This window comes from Streptococcus cristatus, from assembly GCF_003943465.1.
GTDB lineage: Bacteria > Bacillota > Bacilli > Lactobacillales > Streptococcaceae > Streptococcus > Streptococcus cristatus_C.
Genome location: NZ_RJPR01000002.1, coordinates 130,991 through 147,037, shown reverse-complemented (window position 1 = coordinate 147,037; position 16,047 = coordinate 130,991). Strand labels below are relative to the sequence as shown.

Annotated in this window: 16 protein-coding genes, 1 tRNA gene and 1 other RNA gene; 15 read left to right on the top strand and 3 right to left on the bottom strand. The window is 43.0% G+C overall.

Annotated elements, in window-relative coordinates; translation table 11 throughout:
- Positions 1–32: 32 nt before the first annotated feature.
- Positions 33–2,234: an LTA synthase family protein gene (locus D8793_RS03245; protein WP_125370564.1), complete on the bottom strand. Its 2,202-nt coding sequence runs from the start codon at positions 2,232–2,234 to the stop codon at positions 33–35.
- A 361-nt stretch (positions 2,235–2,595) separates the two neighbouring features.
- Between D8793_RS03245 and D8793_RS03240 the strand changes: the two genes are divergently transcribed.
- The 13 genes from D8793_RS03240 (at position 2,596) to D8793_RS03175 (ending at position 13,160) form a co-directional block, all read left to right on the top strand.
- Complete coding sequence (locus tag D8793_RS03240; protein WP_125370563.1) at positions 2,596–3,759, top strand: class I SAM-dependent rRNA methyltransferase; 1,164 nt, start codon at positions 2,596–2,598, stop codon at positions 3,757–3,759.
- A complete protein-coding gene (gene aroD / locus D8793_RS03235; protein WP_125370562.1) occupies positions 3,756–4,433 on the top strand; it encodes a type I 3-dehydroquinate dehydratase in 678 nt (225 codons plus the stop codon). Before D8793_RS03240 ends, aroD begins: the two co-directional genes overlap by 4 nt.
- Positions 4,423–5,277 (top strand): shikimate dehydrogenase, encoded by an 855-nt coding sequence (locus D8793_RS03230; protein WP_125370561.1) that lies wholly within the window; start codon positions 4,423–4,425, stop codon positions 5,275–5,277. The genes aroD and D8793_RS03230 overlap by 11 nt, the downstream gene beginning before the upstream one ends.
- A gap of 53 nt (positions 5,278–5,330) precedes the next feature.
- Positions 5,331–6,398: a 3-dehydroquinate synthase gene (gene aroB / locus D8793_RS03225; protein ID WP_125370560.1), complete on the top strand. Its 1,068-nt coding sequence runs from the start codon at positions 5,331–5,333 to the stop codon at positions 6,396–6,398.
- 90 nt (positions 6,399–6,488) lie between these two features.
- The gene (gene aroC / locus D8793_RS03220; protein ID WP_125386863.1) at positions 6,489–7,655 is read left to right on the top strand and encodes a chorismate synthase; all 1,167 of its coding nucleotides are present in this window, start codon (positions 6,489–6,491) and stop codon (positions 7,653–7,655) included.
- Positions 7,656–7,670: 15 nt separating this feature from the next.
- A complete protein-coding gene (locus tag D8793_RS03215; RefSeq protein WP_125370558.1) occupies positions 7,671–8,777 on the top strand; it encodes a prephenate dehydrogenase in 1,107 nt (368 codons plus the stop codon).
- 18 nt (positions 8,778–8,795) lie between these two features.
- Complete coding sequence (locus tag D8793_RS03210; RefSeq protein ID WP_005592507.1) at positions 8,796–9,131, top strand: YlbF/YmcA family competence regulator; 336 nt, start codon at positions 8,796–8,798, stop codon at positions 9,129–9,131.
- A gap of 258 nt (positions 9,132–9,389) precedes the next feature.
- The gene (locus D8793_RS03205; RefSeq protein WP_125370557.1) at positions 9,390–9,875 is read left to right on the top strand and encodes an acyl-CoA thioesterase; all 486 of its coding nucleotides are present in this window, start codon (positions 9,390–9,392) and stop codon (positions 9,873–9,875) included.
- Positions 9,876–9,983: 108 nt separating this feature from the next.
- Positions 9,984–10,332, top strand: a transfer-messenger RNA (tmRNA) gene (gene ssrA, locus D8793_RS03200).
- Positions 10,333–10,930: 598 nt separating this feature from the next.
- Entirely contained in the window at positions 10,931–11,755 is an 825-nt protein-coding gene (locus D8793_RS03190) for a DUF695 domain-containing protein (RefSeq protein ID WP_125370556.1), read from the top strand.
- A gap of 38 nt (positions 11,756–11,793) precedes the next feature.
- Positions 11,794–11,881 (top strand) — tRNA-Ser (locus D8793_RS03185).
- A 210-nt stretch (positions 11,882–12,091) separates the two neighbouring features.
- A complete protein-coding gene (locus D8793_RS03180) occupies positions 12,092–12,472 on the top strand; it encodes a CidA/LrgA family protein (RefSeq protein ID WP_125370555.1) in 381 nt (126 codons plus the stop codon).
- A complete protein-coding gene (locus tag D8793_RS03175) occupies positions 12,465–13,160 on the top strand; it encodes an LrgB family protein (protein WP_015604519.1) in 696 nt (231 codons plus the stop codon). Before D8793_RS03180 ends, D8793_RS03175 begins: the two co-directional genes overlap by 8 nt.
- 53 nt (positions 13,161–13,213) lie before the next feature.
- Here D8793_RS03175 and D8793_RS03170 read toward each other — a convergent pair whose 3' ends face one another.
- Together D8793_RS03170 and D8793_RS03165 are read right to left on the bottom strand one after the other, a co-directional pair.
- On the bottom strand, positions 13,214–13,762 hold the full coding sequence (locus tag D8793_RS03170) for an NADPH-dependent FMN reductase (protein WP_125370554.1): 549 nt from the start codon (positions 13,760–13,762) through the stop codon (positions 13,214–13,216).
- Between the two features lie 87 nt (positions 13,763–13,849).
- Positions 13,850–14,296: a MarR family winged helix-turn-helix transcriptional regulator gene (locus tag D8793_RS03165; RefSeq protein WP_125370553.1), complete on the bottom strand. Its 447-nt coding sequence runs from the start codon at positions 14,294–14,296 to the stop codon at positions 13,850–13,852.
- A gap of 85 nt (positions 14,297–14,381) precedes the next feature.
- Between D8793_RS03165 and D8793_RS03160 the strand changes: the two genes are divergently transcribed.
- Together D8793_RS03160 and D8793_RS03155 are read left to right on the top strand one after the other, a co-directional pair.
- Positions 14,382–14,870, top strand: coding sequence for a cell wall elongation regulator TseB-like domain-containing protein (locus D8793_RS03160; RefSeq protein WP_125370552.1), 489 nt, complete (start codon positions 14,382–14,384; stop codon positions 14,868–14,870).
- On the top strand, positions 14,867–16,045 hold the full coding sequence (locus tag D8793_RS03155) for a pyridoxal phosphate-dependent aminotransferase (protein WP_125370551.1): 1,179 nt from the start codon (positions 14,867–14,869) through the stop codon (positions 16,043–16,045). The genes D8793_RS03160 and D8793_RS03155 overlap by 4 nt, the downstream gene beginning before the upstream one ends.
- Positions 16,046–16,047: the final 2 nt, after the last annotated feature.

Sequence of the window (16,047 nt, the reverse complement as noted above, 5' to 3'; positions counted from 1 at the left end):
ATGTTTTAGGAAGAGTTGAGTAGTCTCATAGATTAGGGACTGGCACTTGAACTGGAGGAGCTAGAAGAGCTGGAGGACTCTCCGCTAGTTCCCTCTTCGCTGCTAGTGCTAGAGTGAAATTGTTCTGGGTGAAGTACTCGATAACTTGGTGAATTAAAGAGATCCACAGAAGATACACCGCCACGTTTGGAATAAAGGCTAGTCGATTGATCACCTTTTTCTTTCTCAATGGCCTTGAGGGCTTTCAAAGAGTTGATGTAGTTGTAATCATCAGGATTGACTTTTCCTAGGTTATTGCCCGTATAAAAGCGGAATAGGTCCCCTGTCTGAATAGCATCGCTCATTTTCAGCTGTGTATTTGCGGCTGTTCGGATAGCTTCTAGTTCAGCCGTTGTTGACTCGTCTGGCAGAGTGATCTCCTCACCAGTTTGTGTGTTGTAAATGCGGCCACTATAACTTGTGTATTTTGGTGTTACAAAGTTATTGGTTGAGCGGAAGGCCACGATTTGCTGGTGCTGAGGTGAGAGGAGGTCTTGCCCGACTTGAAGGTAATTTTTAGAGTCAATCCCCAATAAATGCTCCAAGGTTGGCAGCATATCGATTTGTCCGCCAAAGGTATCGATGATTTTTCCCTTTTCCATTCCAGGTATCACGACCATGTATGGCACTCTCTGCAACATGGCGTTGTCGTAACTAGACCATGTCTCAGAATTTTTATTGATCAAAGGTGCCAGAGCTGGATTACGAGAATTAGAAATTCCATAGTGGTCACCATAAAGGACGATGATTGAATTTTCATAGAGTCCAGCTTCTTTAAGGTAGTCAAAGAAGGCTTTGACAGCTGAGTCGAGGTAGTTTGCTGTTGCAAAGTAGCCATTGATGGTTTCGTCTTTGGTATCTGCCAGTGGGAAACCAATATCATCGCCAATCAGACTGGTCGTATAAGGATAGTGATTAGAGACGGTGATGTATTTCGCATAGAAAGGCTGCTGCAAATGTTCCAGATATTTGATGGAATCTTTGAACATAATCTTATCGTTCAAGCCATACTGGAAGGAGTTGGTCTCGTCTTGCTTGGTAAAGTAAGACGCATCGAAGAAATAATTATACCCCCATTGCTTGTAGGCCGTGTTGCGGTTCCAGAAGCTACCTGTATTTCCGTGGAAGACAGCAGATGTGTAATTTCCGTTTTTTGATAGAATAAAAGGCGCCGCTTGCTGGGTATTGGTACCGCCGTAGTTTACCATGAAGGAGCCTTGGTTGAGACCAAAGAGACCTGTTTCAATCATGGTCTCAGCATCAGAAGTCTTTCCAGCCTTGACCTGATTAAAGATATTTGAAAAAGCTAAAGTTGAGTTGGAGTGGTAAAGGGAGTTGAGGAAAGGCGTAACTTCATATTCCTTGCCCTCCATCTGTAGTTTATAATCAATCAGAAACTGCTGGAAGCTCTCTAAATGGACATAGATAACATTGCGACCTTTGGCAATGCCGTAGTATTCAGAGTTTGGCTCAGCATAGTGGGATTGGATATATTGTTCAACGGGTTCTAGATCCTTGGCAGAGGCTTTGGAACGCTCTTTATTAGTAGCATAGGTTTGATTGGCACTGTAGCCGAGAAAGGCGGGAAGACCAAGGGCGCGAACGACATAGTAATTTGAAAATCCGCGTGTCAGGAGCTCAGGACGATCAATTTCTGCTAGGAAAAGATTGGCTGAAAAGAGCATCGCTGATAGGGATGTCACGGCAAAGCTGGCGCGGAAATTAAACCTACGATGATCCAAGCGGATATATTTTTTATAAAAAAGCCAGCCTAGAATGGGGAAATCAATGATATAGATAGCATCCCAAGGGCGGAAGAGTTCCATGGCTGCGGCTCCGAGACCTGCAGACACCTTACTGGAGGCCAACATGGTATTGACTGTCACAAAGTCGGTAAACTCACGGTAGTAGATGGAGTTTGAGACCAACCAGACAAAGAGCATGATGTAGATAGCTGTGCTGACACAATAAAAAAGCTTGGTCGGCTTGATATAAAGAGCGAGTCCAATCAGCAAAAGTCCAATTGGGAAAGGGTTAATTAGAGCCAGAAAAATTTGATAGGCTCCTTGAATATCTAAATTAAAATCAACGGTATAAGCCCACATGGTTTTTAACCAGTAAATCGTGAGCAAGCTCAAGACGAAACCGAGCCTTGTACTCATAAAATTGAGTAAATTCTTGGTTATTTTTTTCACAGAAAGATACTTCCTTGTCTTATTTCCTAAAAATTCTCTTCTTCTAAGTATATCACAATTTTTCAAGTTGAGGAAAAATTGAGGTGATTTAGTGTTTAGTTTATTTTATTTGTAAGGTAATTTAATAAGGGCAATTATTTCCTAGCTTCAAGATTGTTCGCAAAAATATCTAAAATTAAACAGGCTTTGTTTCAATATTAATGATGGAAAGTGGGAATAGGGAAGCTTACTTGAAAGTCCGCCTGATAAAATAAATATTTAATATATAAAATGTTGAAAATTTCTTCTACTAAAACAAGTATTATTTGAAAATAAAAAATATGCTTTGAGAATTTTCACAATATTTGGTATAATAATGCTTATGAAGAAACTTACTGTTAATAAACAGACAGAGCAAAAGTTGAGAAAAGGAATTTTAGTTCTAGATAAGAATGATTTTCCAACTCTTTCATTCACCGATCAATGTGTGGAATTGCATAGTCAGCAGGGGAAGTTCTTGGGAACGGCTTATCTCTCCTTACAAAATAAGGGACTTGGCTGGCTGATTTCCTATGCTAAGGTAGAGCTGAACTCAGCTTTCTTTCAGCATTTGTTTGAAAAAGCTAAAGACAAGCGTTTCTATTACCGTCATGCGGAGGATACAACAGCTTATCGCCTCTTTAACCAAGAAGGTGACGGTTTTGGCGGTTTTACGGTTGATATCTATGAGAAATATGCCGTTTTCTTTTGGTACAATTCCTTTGTTTTTTCAATCAAGGACCAGATAGTGGCTGCTTTCCAGCAGGTCTTTCCTGAGGTCGCTGGAGCTTACGAGAAGATTCGCTTCAAGGGCTTGGACTATGAGTCTGCCCATCTCTACGGAGCAGAAGCGCCAGCCTATTTTACGGTTTTGGAGAATGGCGTTCGCTATCAAGTTTTCATGAATGATGGCCTGATGACTGGGATTTTTCTGGACCAGCACGAGGTACGGGGGAGTCTGGTTGACGGCTTAGCTAGCGGAAAAAGCCTGCTCAATATGTTTTCTTATACAGCGGCTTTCTCGGTGGCAGCTGCCATGGGCGGTGCCAGTCAAACAACTTCGGTGGATTTGGCCAAACGTAGCCGCGAGCTTTCCCAAGCGCATTTTGAAGCCAATGGCTTGGATTTAGGGCCACATCGTTTTGTGGTCATGGATGTTTTTGATTATTTCAAATACGCCAAGCGTCATGAATTAAAGTATGATGTGATTGTCCTAGATCCGCCGAGCTTTGCTCGCAATAAGAAACAGACTTTCTCTGTTGCGAAAGATTATCATCGTTTGGTGGCTCAGGCTTTGGAAATCTTGAGTCCGAATGGAATATTGATTCTTTCGACCAACGCAGCTAATGTTTCTAGAAGTAAGTTTAAAAAAGAAATTGAAAAAGGATTTGCAGGAGTTCCTCATCGCTATCTGGCGGAATATGGTCTACCAGCAGACTTTGTATACAATAAGAAAGATGAGAATAGTAACTACCTCAAGGTATTTACAATTAAGGTGGACAAATGAAATTAGTCGTTTCAATCATGCCCAGAAGTTTAGAAGAGGCTAAAGCAATTGATGTGAGTCGTTATGATGATGCTGACATTATCGAATGGCGCGCGGACTTTTTGCCGAAAGAGAGCATTCTCAACGTTGCTCCTGCTATTTTCGAGAAATTTGCTGGTCGTGAATTGCTCTTCACGCTGCGAAGTCGCGGAGAAGGTGGCGAAATTGATCTGTCAGATGATGAATATGTTGCTCTTATCAAAGAAGTAGCCAATTTTTATTCGCCAGACTATGTTGATTTTGAATACTATTCGCATAAAGATAAATTTGAAGAAATGCTCGAGTTTCCAAATTTAGTTCTCAGCTATCATAATTTTGAGGAAACGCCTGAAAATATGATGGAAATTTTGTCAGAATTGACAAGTTTGGCACCAAAAGTGGTCAAAGTTTCTGTTATGGCGCATAATGAGCAGGATGTCTTGGATCTGATGAACTACACTCGTGGATTTAAGATTTTGAATCCTGAGCAAGAGTATGTAACGATTTCTATGGGGAAAGTCGGAAAGATTTCTCGCTTAGCTGCAGATTTGACAGGTTCGAGCTGGTCTTTTGCCAGTGTTGAACAGCTGAGTGCACCAGGTCAGGTTTCCCTCGCAAACATGAAGGTTGTTCGGGAGATTTTAAATGAAAATTGATGGCCATACTCGTCTAGCGGCAGTGGTTGCTAAGCCGATTAAACATAGCATTTCACCATTTATTCATAATACTGCCTTTGAGAAGATCGCTGTCAATGGTGTCTACCTTGCTTGGGAAATTGAAGCAGAGGATTTAGAAGCGACCGTTGCTAATATCCGAAGGTATAATATGTTTGGGATAAATTTGTCAATGCCCTACAAGCAGGAAGTCATCCAATATCTTGATGAATTGGCTCCCAGTGCCCGTCTTATCGGGGCTGTGAATACAGTGGTGAATAAAAATGGTACATTGATAGGATATAATACGGATGGCAAGGGATTTTTTAAGAGCTTGCCGTCTTTTGCTATTCAGGGCAAAAAAATGACCATTTTAGGTGCTGGAGGAGCTGCGACAGCTATTATCGCTCAAGCTGCTTTGGATCAGGCAGAAGAAATCTTTGTCTTTACTCGGCAGGCATCCTATGATAAGACCGTCAGCAAGATGGCAGTTATCAGCCATCAGACTAAGAGTAGGATTCAGGTGTTGAACTTAGAAGACTTGGCTACCTTGCAGGATAAAATTAACCAATCAGACCTTCTGGTCAATGGAACAAGTGTGGGTATGGATGGCAAGACTTTGCCATTAGCAGAAAGTGTTCAGCTGCCGAGCCAGATTTTAGTTGCGGATGTGATTTATAAACCTTTTGAAACACCTTTTTTAAAGTGGGCTCGAAGTCAGAAGGTAGTGGCAGTGAATGGTCTGGGTATGTTGCTTTATCAGGCAGCAGAAGCTTTTGAGCTTTGGACAGGACAACCCATGCCTTGTCAGGAAATTTGGCAGCAGCTAGAAGCTCTGTATAAATAGTCACTCGTACTAAGCTCCTTTATGGTTGGAGCAGGAAAAACAAGGAGGCACTTATGAAATTGAATGTAAATCTCCCCCATCATCCCTATGACATTGTAATTGAAAAGGGGGCTTTGTCTCAGGCAGGTAGCTGGCTGAGTCAGCTTTGGCAGCCTCAGAAGGTGGTCATCATCACGGATAATCGAGTGGCTCGACTCTATGCGGAAAAGGTCAAGCTGAGCTTAGAAGCAGCTGGGTTTGAGACTTTTGTCTTTGACTTTTTGGAGGGCGAAGCCAGCAAGAACTTAAAGACGGTCAACAAAGTCTATGAGTTTTTGGTCAAAGTTGGTCTGACCCGCAGTGACGGTATTGTGGCCTTGGGAGGCGGCGTTGTTGGTGATTTGGCAGGTTTTGCTGCTTCGACCTACATGCGGGGAATTCATTTCGTGCAGATTCCGACCAGTCTGACAGCTCAAGTGGACTCCTCAATTGGTGGTAAGACAGGTGTCAATACGCCTTGGGCCAAGAATATGGTCGGGACTTTTACCCAGCCTGACGGAGTTCTGATTGACCCAGAAGTCTTGCATACTTTGGGTCAGCGGGAACTAATCGAAGGCATGGGCGAGGTCGTCAAGTACGGCTTGATTGAGGATAAGGAACTCTGGGATGAGCTGTCAGAAATGAATGGCAGTCCAGAGTCGATTTTGGAGCATGCGGAGAGCATCATCTACCATTCCTGCGATGTCAAGCGTAAGATTGTGGTCGAGGACGAGCTGGATAATGGCGTCCGCCTCTATCTGAATTTCGGCCATACTATTGGGCACGCTATTGAAGCGACAGCGGGCTATGGAAAAGTCATGCACGGTGAAGCTGTGGCGATTGGCATGGTACAGGTTTCTCGTGTCGCTGAAAAGAAAGGCCTCATGCCAGCCGGAATCACAGAAGACATCATCCGTATGTGTCAGAAGTTTGGCTTGCCGGTGGATTACCAGCCTTGGAATGAGAATGCTCTTTATCAGGCCTTGACCCATGATAAGAAGGCTCGAGGGAATTCTATTAAACTAGTACTGGTTCCTGACTTGGGTTCGGCTAGTATTCACCAGATTCCTCTGGAAGAGATGAAAGAATTTCTGAAGAAATAAGTGCCAGATGGAGTTTAAGACGATTGGACAGTTTGGATAAAAATAGACAGGTTGTCCATATTTTTCCATCCCAGAAATAGGAGAAAATGTATGAGATACTTAACAGCAGGAGAATCCCACGGACCACGTCTGACAGCTATTATTGAGGGAGTGCCGGCTGGTCTTCCTCTGACCGCTGACTATATCAATGCTGAGCTCAAGCGTCGTCAGGGTGGGTACGGTCGTGGTGCCCGCATGAAGATTGAAAGCGACCAAGTCGAGATTACGTCTGGGGTTCGTCATGGCTTGACCATGGGCGGACCGATTACTCTCAATGTCACAAATCTGGATCATCAGAAGTGGCTGGAGATTATGAGTGTGGCAGATGTGGATGAAAAGAAAAAAGGGCTACGCAAGATTACCAAACCACGCCCTGGACATGCGGACTTGGTTGGTGGTATGAAATACCGCTTTGACGATTTACGAAATTCACTGGAGCGTTCTTCTGCCCGTGAAACGACCATGCGTGTAGCAGTTGGAGCAGTAGCCAAGCGCTTGCTGGAAGAAATTGGTGTAGAGGTAGCCAGCCATATCGTAACCTTTGGTGGTATCGATATTGATGTACCGAATAATCTAACTGTAGCAGAAATCAAGGAAAGAACTGCCCAGTCAGAGGTTTCCATTGTCAATCCCGAGCGCGAAGAAGAGATTAAGGCCTATATTGATCAGATTAAGAAAGACGGGGATACCATCGGTGGTGTCATTGAGACTGTCGTTGGCGGTGTACCGGTCGGTCTGGGCTCCTATGTCCAATGGGACAAGAAGCTGGATGCCAAGATTGCTCAGGGAGTCGTGTCCATCAATGCTTTCAAGGGAGTTGAGTTTGGTGTGGGCTTTGAAGCAGGCCGTCTCAAGGGCAGTCAAGTCATGGATGAAATCCTCTGGTCTGAGGAAGATGGCTTCACTCGCAGGACCAATAATCTAGGTGGCTTTGAGGGCGGTATGACCAATGGTCAGCCAATCGTGGTGCGAGGTGTTATGAAGCCCATTCCAACCCTTTACAAGCCACTGAAGAGTGTGGATATTGAGACCCACGAGCCTTATAAGGCGACAGTGGAGCGGAGCGATCCTACGGCTCTGCCAGCGGCGGGTGTTGTCATGGAAAGCGTGGNGGCGACAGTTTTAGCCACCGAAGTCTTGGAGAAATTCTCTTCGGACAATCTGGAAGAACTAAAGGATGCTGTAGCCCGCCATCGGGAATTTGTCAAGAACTTTTAGAAGAAAGGAGTGGGTATGGAGAGGAAAACAGTCTATATCGCAGGTCTGGGACTGATTGGAGCTTCCTTGGCTCTGGGCATCAGGCGGGATCATCCTGAGATTGAGATTCTTGGCTACAATCGCAGTGAAGAATCGCGCAGAGTCGCCTTGGAACGTGGAATGGTAGACCGAGTGACGGCTGATTTTGCCACCTTTGCTCCATTGGCTGATGTGATTATTCTGGCTGTGCCTATCAAGCAAACCATAGCATTTATAAAGGACTTAGCGGAGCTGGACCTGAAGGAAAATGTTATCATCTCAGATGCTGGATCGACCAAGGCTGAGATTGTGGCAGCAGCAGAAAAGTATCTGCAGAATAAGCCCGTCCGCTTTGTCGGAGCTCATCCTATGGCCGGAAGTCATAAGACCGGAGCCAAGGCAGCCCATGTCAACCTATTTGAAAATGCCTATTATATCTTCACCCCCTCTAATCTGACTAAGCCAGGTACTCTTGAGGCAATGGAGGATTTGCTGAGTGGTCTTCATGCCCGCTTTATTCAGGTAGATCCTGTAGAGCACGACCGAGTGACCAGTCAAATCAGTCATTTTCCGCATATCCTAGCCTCCAGCCTTATGGAGCAAGCGGCAGCTTATAGCCAGGAGCATGAGCTGACCCAGTCTTTTGCAGCCGGTGGTTTTCGAGATATGACACGGATTGCGGAGAGCGATCCAGGGATGTGGACCTCTATCCTCTTAACAAATCCCGAAGCCATTTTGGAGCGGCTGGAAGATTTTAAAGACCAGTTAGACAAGGTTGCCGCAGCGATTGAGGCCAAGGACGAGACAGCTATCTGGGAATTTTTCGACCGAGGACGACAAAGCCGCAAGCAGATGGAAATTCATAAGCGAGCTGGTGTGGATAGCTTTTATGACCTCTTTATTGAGGTTCCCGACGAAGAAGATGCAATTTTGGGTATTTTGGAGCTTCTGCGCGGAATTTCGGTCGTCAATATTCGAATCAACGAGGAAAACCGAGAAGATATCAACGGTATTCTGCAAATCACCTTTAAAAATCGCCAAGATTTGGAAAAATCTGCTAAAATAGTAAAAGAAAATACGGATTACCTAGTGTCCGTAGACTAATATAGAATGGAGAACTCTATGTCAAATATTTATGATTTAGCCAATGAACTCAGTCGAGGACTTCGCGAAATGCCAGAGTACAAAGCTGTGGTAGAAAGCAAGCAGGCTATCAATGCGAATAGTGAAGCCAAGGCTATTTTTGATGACTACCTAGCTTTCCAGAAAGAGCTGCAGCAACTGGCTCAAACAGGTCAAATGCCGACTCCAGATATTCAAGAAAAGATGCAGAGTTTTGGAGATAAAATCCAAGGCAATGATTTATTATCAGCTTTCTTTAACAAGCAACAACAGCTCTCTATCTACTTGTCTGATATTGAACGGATTATTTTTGAACCGATTCAGGAACTATTCTAATAGAGAAATTTATAAGATTTTATGAAACCAAGAAGCCAGATCGGGCCTTCTTGGTTTTTCTATGCTTTAGAAAGGCTATTCAGGCTGAAAATAAGCGTCTTTAATTCAAGAAAGAGGTAGAAAACTTAGGTGCTTTTTATAAAATCAGATTATAGCTACAATTAAAATATATTGACTCTGCATTCTATTTACTATTGTCCCAAAGACTGATATACTAATCAAAAAACGCTTACACTCTGATTTTTGAAAGGAACTGGTATGACTTTAGAAACAAGAAAGATTGCTATTCAAGATACATATGGCGACCGATTTCAACATTGCTGGGGTTGTGGCCCGAAAAATGAGCTAGGCCTGCATTTAAAGACTTATCCTAGCTTGGATGGGAAGGAATGTGTCACTAGAATACGACCAGAATCTCACTATACTGGTGGTGTACCAGCCAATCTATTTGGTGGCATGATTGCTATGATTTTTGATTGCCATGGAACGGCTTCAGCAGCTTGGTTTGCCCATCAAGAAAAAGGCTTGGGCTTGACTCAAGATACAGTCATTGGACGCTTTATCACAGCCCGCTTAGAAGTTGATTACCAGAGCCCGACGCCCATTGACCAGGAAATCATCGTTACTTCGCGGCTTGAGGAGTTGGGATCAAGGAAGGCTATTATCGTGATGGAGATGTCAGTAGCGGGACAGCTAAGAGCCAAGGCTAGAATGGTAGCAGTTGCAGTGAAAGATCATATGTAGTCAAATTCCCTTGGTGCCTTATATCAAGGGAATTTTAGCATGTTAGGAGTAATTTTATCTTGATTTTTGCAATTAGGACATTATTTTGGTATAATAGTTACTTGTCTTGGGGTCGTTACGGATTCGACAGGCATTATGCGGCACATTTTGCGACTCATCTAGCGGATGTAAAACGCCAGTTAAATATAACTGCAAAAAATAACAATTCTTACGCTTTAGCTGCCTAAAAAACAGCCAGCGTGACCTGATTCGGATTGCTTGTGTCTGATGACCGGTCTTATTATGAGCAAGCTACGGTAAAATCAAGTCTAGGGATTTTACAAGAGATTGATAGACTCGCTTAGCTTGGGCTTGAGCCATGTGTCAAAGATGAGTTAAATGAAGACATGGCCTATGGTCGTAGACAAATGTGTTAGCAGGTGTTTGGACGTGGGTTCGACTCCCACCGGCTCCATTTTTGGTTTCTAAACCTCTCCAAACCTTTCTGAAACGTTGATTTATCAGCGTTTTTTTATTTTATACTTTCCAAACCTTCCCAAACCTTTTCGAAAAAGGGATACAACAAGAGTCTGGGACAAAAGTCCTAGCCTCTCAATTTTCTTTGGATTGTCGAGCAAGACGCAGTGGTTGAGTGGACTCTACTAGGCTGATTTCATCAGCTTTTACAGCCCTACTCAACTGTGCGGAGGTGGGACGACGAAATCGAATTCTAACGAATTACAGATTTCTGTCCCACTCTCTAAAAATCAATATAATTCGCAAAGCCTTCTCTCATATCCTTCTTTGAAAATCGAATAGAGCGCATGAAACAGATGTCCTTTATAAAGGTCTTCAACCTATTCAAAATAGAGCAATAGATATGTAGGTCTGTTTTAGCAAAATTAAACGATTTGATAATCTTCTAAAATATGATATACTAGTAAAGTTAAAGGAGCTTTTTGGATTTTTAGAAAGAGTTAGGAAAAGGGCTAGAAAACAAAAGTGTAGTGATTTTAAAGCTTTCCTGGCTTCTCCACTAAGCTCCATAGGGATATGTAAATGAGGTTTTTGATGATATGAGTTTTTTTGGAAAAATCTTAGGGAAGAGTCAAGATAGTCATCTACCCATTGAGGAAGTTTCTGTTGATTTAGAGAATCTTCCAAATGAATGGGGCTCTTTTTCGACCCTTATTGATGACCGAATGGCTAGTATCCGCCTAAATTTAGCGTTGAATTCTATCGCTCCCTATCCATCCTATACTTATGCACTACGTTTGAGAATTGCCATTTTGAATGTTGATCCAGAGACAGGGTTTCCAGATTATGACGAATTTTCTAATTTGAACCTCATCGAAGATCGTCTTTCAGAAGCGATGAAGCGTATTGCGGCTATCTATGTCGGAGTAGTCATCACAGATGGTCATATAGAATTTTATTACTATTTGAAAGATAGAGAGCGGCACATGCCGATTATTGCTCAAGTAATGGAGCAATTTTCGAAATATCAATATAGTTCAGCTACTCTGGTGGATCCTGAATGGAAACAATACTTTGACTTCTTGTATCCAAATGAATATGAGTACCAATCTATCTTAAACCAGCGTATCTGGTATCGCTTAGATAAAGAAGGGGATGACCATAGTCAACTACGGGAAATCACTCATAAGTTTAGTTTTGAGACTTACGATGATCGTGTTTCCTTTATGGGGGATGCCTCTGCTCTTGATTATGATATTTCTTCTAGGAAAAAAGAAGAAGGCGATCCTCGACCTTACAAACTAGAAATATCCCGATTAGCTACTACTGAGCTCCATTGTATTAATCAACATGTTTGGGAATTAATAGAAATTTCGAAAAAATATAACGGAAAGTATAGCGGCTGGAGCTGCAATGTGGTATAATGGATAAAGCTTTGAGAAAGCAAGTCTTTCTCTTGTATGGAAGATTACTCAAGAGGCTTAAGAGGCTGTGTTGGAAACGCAGTAGGCGTGTAAAAGCGTGCGTGGGTTCGAATCCCATGTCTTCCGTTGTATTTCAAGAAGCGCCTAAAGGCGTTTTTTTGATAGCAGGACGAAGAACGATAATCACTTTGTTTAATGCTAGACCCGCAGAATATAGAAGTAAGGATAGTATGCAAGCAATCAGATGGATTCGTTTCCATCTTTTTTATTTGAGAAAAACCTTGAAATTTTTCTGAAAAGGAGTAAACTGTACATAGAAAGTTTCGGAGGTTCTGCATGAAGTTATATGTCCAGTTGATGATTATTTTCTCGATTTCCATCGTTGGAGAAGGGATATCAAGTGTCTTCCATCTTCCCATTCCAGGTAGTATTATCGGCTTAATCTTGCTATTTCTTGCTTTGCAGTTTAAGTTATTGCGGCTCCGCCACGTCAGTATGGTCGGCAACTTTCTGTTAGCCAATATGACCATTCTTTTTCTGCCGCCGGCGGTTGGTATTATGGATAAATTTCACGTGATTGCTCCATATCTGCTACCGATTGTTTTGATTATTCTTGGTGCCATTGTTTTAAATGTGATCGTCATTGCCCTTGTCGTACAATTCATCAAGCAGCATTTTGAAGGCGATTATGAGGAAGGGGGGATGGATCATGTCTAATCTATGGAGTAACCCGCTATTTGGCCTCGCCTTGTCCATTTTTGCCTACCTCATCGGGATGCTGATTTTCCGCAGATTTCCTCATCCTTTGACAACGCCTCTCCTTTTAGCAGCGATTTTGGTCATTGCCTTTTTGAAATTAACGGGAATTTCTTATAAGGACTACTATGTCGGTGGTGCTTATTTGAATAATTTAATCGTACCGTCTACGGTTGCTTTAGGAATTCCGCTTTATAAAACTTTCCACTTGATGAAACACCATGCTCGCAGTATCCTGCTAGGAACCTTTGTGGCTGTAGTGGTCAATACGACTTTCACGGCTCTGCTTGCAAAATTCTTTGGGATGGACTTCTTTTTAGCGATTTCCCTATTTCCAAAATCTGTCACAACAGCGATGGCGGTAGGAATTACTGATAAAATGCAGGGCTTGACAACTGTTACCTTGGTGGTTGTTGTAGCGACAGGTATTTTGACGAGTGTCATGGGACCGACTATTCTTAAACTGCTGAAAATTAAGGATCCAGTAGCAGTTGGCTTGGCCTTAGGTGGTACAGGACATGCAGTTGGTACAGGAACAGCTTTCAAATATGGACATGTTGCTGGAGCCATGGCAGGTCTTGCAATCGGAGTGACAGGGATCATGTATGTAATTGTCAGTCCAATCGTCGCAGCCATTATCTTAAAATAAAAAAACATGGAGCAGTATTTCTCGGAAATCTTGCTTCATGTTTTTATTTTATCTTAGTTGATAGCTGCTAGGAGGGCATCTGCTTGGGCAGATAGCTCAGCAAGCTTGTCTTCTGCAAGGACTAATTGGCCAGTTCCCCAAGCTTCTGGATTGATACCGACACCAGTAAATTGATCAATCACATTCATACGAATGAATGGAAGGAGGCTACGGTAGTGCTTGAAGACCTCATCAGGTGAAGTGCCGTTAGCAACAGATGAAACAGTTACCACTTTGGCATTGAGGGCAGAAGGGCCACTTGGATCTGACAAATCAAGTGCGCGTGAAGTCCAGTCAAGCAAGTTTTTCACCACACCTGGGATGGCCCAGTTGTAGACAGGTGAGAAGATCCAGATAGCATCAGCTGCAAGGATTTCTTCACGAACCTTGGCAACAGCAGCTGGAGCTGGACTTTCGAGATCTTGGTTGAAGAATGGTACATCCTTGTAGTCCAGATAAGAAACTTCAGCTTTACCAGCTAGAGCTTTTTCCGCTTGAGCTGCCAACTGATGATTGAATGAACCTTGACGAAGTGAGCCAACAATAAATAGTACTTTAGACATAAATATGTCCTCCATTTTATCTTTATTTAAGAGGTGTCCCTCTTGTTACTATCCATGTTACAACAATTGTCACTAATTAGCAATAATTTAGCTCAGCCTTTTGAAAGTTTTTAAAATCCGCACCAAATCTTCTTTGTCGTTTTGGGAGAGGAATGCAGTCATATGGCGGATATTGGCCATGTGCTCTGGCAAGACAGCCTCGATCTTTTTCTGGCCTTGGTCGGTTAGTTGGATGAGAAAGGAGCGGCGGTCATTGGGATCGCAGCTGCGACTTATCCAGCCATCTCTTTCCATGTTTTTGATAACGACCGTCATATTTCCCGATGTAGCCAGCATGCTGTCAATTAAATCTTGAATCCGCAGTTCTCCTTTACTATATAAGGTTTCCAAAACGGAAAATTGGGTAGGCGTCAAATTATGCTTTTTAAAAATTTGAGCTTCGAGATTGCGAATGGTGCGCTCCGCCTTATGGAGAACGATAATTGCCTTAAGGTCAAGTAGAGTATCCTTGTCTAGGTTTTCAGTTATTTTCATAGCAATATTTTATCAATAAGTAGTAATAAATGCAAATGTAATAAAAGTCCTAGAAAAATCAGGCTATTTGTAGTATAATGATTCAGTGAAACATAAAATTAAAGAAAGGGCTAAATTTCCTATAAGGCACTATGCCATTGGGCTTTTCCTGGTCCTCACGGCGCTTGTTTTTTCATTTTTTACGATATTGCACCTTGCTATCGAGCCTTGGCAGTCAGCCAAGGAGGGTTCTCAAAAAATCGCTAAGGAATATGCAGATTTGGAAAGTCTGACGAGCTTTGCGATTTACAATGGCAAAGAGTCCTATTATAGCTTGATTGGGAAAACTAGTAAAAAAGAGGAAGAAGCTGTTCTGATTTCCAAAAATTCAAACAAGATCCATGTCTATCGCTTGCAAGATGGGATGAGTCAGGCAGAGGCAGAGCAGCTGGCCAAGGAAAATGGAGCGACCTCTATTGATAAGACCACTTTTGGTTACTTAGACGGTCAGCCTGTTTGGGAAATTAAGTCTGGAAGCACTTATTACAATATCGGATTTGAAAGCAAGACATTGCTCAGCAAGGAGGGGCTATGAAATTATCCAATCGTGTTTTAAATATGGAAGAAAGTGTGACTTTGGCGGCGGCAGCCAGAGCGAAAGCTTTGAAAGCGGAAGGCAGGGATATCCTTTCTTTGACCTTGGGAGAGCCGGATTTTCCGACGCCTAAGAATATCCAGCAAGCAGCGATGGCAGCGATTGAAGATGGCAGAGCTAGTTTTTATACGGTGACAAGTGGCCTGCCTGAGCTAAAAGCAGCGGTTGTCGACTATTTTGCCAAGTATTATGGCTATGAGATTCAGCCTAATCAAGTGATAGTGGCAACGGGTGCTAAGTTCTCTCTTTACACCTTCTTTATGAGCGTGATTGATCCAGGAGATGAAGTCATTATTCCGACGCCTTATTGGGTCAGCTATGCCGATCAGATCTTGATGGCTGAAGGAAAGCCTGTTTTTGCTCAAGCGACAGAGGAAAATAACTTTAAGGTGACGGTGGCCCAGTTGGAGTCTGCCCGTACTAAGAAGACCAAGGTCTTAGTTCTAAACTCTCCGTCCAATCCGACTGGTATGATTTATACAGCAGAAGAACTGCTGGCCATCGGAAACTGGGCTGTTGAGCATGATATCTTGATCTTGGCCGACGATATTTATGGCCGCTTGGTCTATAATGGCAATAAATTCACGCCGATTTCCAGTCTGTCAGAGGAAATTCGCAAGCAAACAGTCGTCATCAATGGTGTTTCCAAGAGCTACTCTATGACGGGCTGGCGGATTGGCTATGCAGTAGGTGAGCCTGAAATTATCTCAGCCATGAGCAAGGTTGCAGGGCAAACGACTTCTAATCCAACAGCAGTGGCGCAATATGCGGCCATTGAAGCCTTGACGGGCAGTCAGGATACGGTCGAAAATATGAGATTGGCCTTTGAAGAACGCCTAAATACTATTTATCCTTTGCTGGCTCAAGTGCCTGGCTTTGAAGTCGTCAAACCTCAGGGAGCCTTCTATCTCTTCCCAAATGTTAAAAAAGCGATGGAAATGAAAGGCTATACCGATGTGACAGCTTTTACCACAGCGATTTTAGAAGAAGTAGGAGTTGCTTTGGTGACAGGAGACGGATTTGGTGCGCCAGAAAATGTCCGCCTTAGCTATGCGACTGACATGGATACACTAAAAGAAGCGGTTCAACGCCTCAAGAATTTTATGGAGAAGTAAGA